General features: G+C 46.7%; 2 protein-coding genes. Both read left to right on the forward strand.

The window, feature by feature from the left end:
* The coding region (locus tag AN477_RS24940; RefSeq protein WP_054967927.1) for a pilin at positions 1-290 on the forward strand (290 nt) is incomplete at its 5' end.
* Positions 291-329: 39 nt separating this feature from the next.
* On the forward strand, positions 330-680 hold the full coding sequence (locus AN477_RS04185) for a hypothetical protein (RefSeq protein ID WP_054967928.1): 351 nt from the start codon (positions 330-332) through the stop codon (positions 678-680).
* The last annotated feature ends 88 nt before the right edge of the window (positions 681-768 follow it).

The following is a 768-nucleotide window of genomic DNA, read 5'->3' on the forward strand; positions in this document are numbered from 1 at the left end:
CGGATACGAGCGGGGTTACAAACCCGCTATCAGGACAGCAAGGATCAATATCAAGTATTTTGAACACCATTATTAGTTGGATACTCGGGGCAGTATCTGCAGTAGCAGGCGCTTGGCTCTTATTTCATCTGTATAAGGCGGTCATGTCCTTTATGGCGGGTGCACATCACGCTCAAAGAAGAGAAGAAGCAAGGGCGCATTTGGTGCATGTTGTCATTGCGGGAGTGTTACTGGGAGCAGCAGGTGTGATTGCAGGAGCTCTCTATAATTTTGGGTCAAGTTTGCACTAAAACGATTTATGACATTTGTAGTTGAAGGAATGAGACGTCATGCTCGAGGTTCATTCTCCAATTCCGCTTACGGAAGGTGAAAACCTGATGTGGGGTATCAGTACAAAACACGTGACTCACTTTTTTATTGGACTGGCAGTATCGAGTCCGATCATCGCCCTGAGTGCCGCTTTGCTTCCATTTGTTCATACGCCCCGTTGGGTGAGTATGTTCTTTGGAATCGGTATAGGACTGATGTTTGCCGCTGTGCCGTACAGAGAGCGTCCATTGGCAGAGTTTTTATGGCTCAGAATGCGATTTTCATTTCGCCCAAAGAGTTTGCTATTTGATCGTGCCTATCGCATTCGAAAGCATCGGATTGTAGAGCAAAGAAATGGGAGAAGGACATGAGACTGTTTATCATTGCGGTGGTCGGCGTCGTTGTACTCGCTGTACTCATCGGAGTAGATCTTCGTAAACGGAAAGTGAAGGCAGGTAA

Origin of the sequence: Paenalicyclobacillus ferrooxydans, assembly GCF_001399675.1 — a bacterium.
GTDB classification, from domain to species: Bacteria; Bacillota; Bacilli; order Alicyclobacillales; family Alicyclobacillaceae; genus Alicyclobacillus_B; species Alicyclobacillus_B ferrooxydans.

Excerpts from the sequence above, each read along its gene's own strand:
- AN477_RS04185 (WP_054967928.1), top strand. The coding sequence starts at position 330 with ATGCTCGAGGTTCATTCTCCAATTCCGCTTACGGAAGGTGAAAACCTG.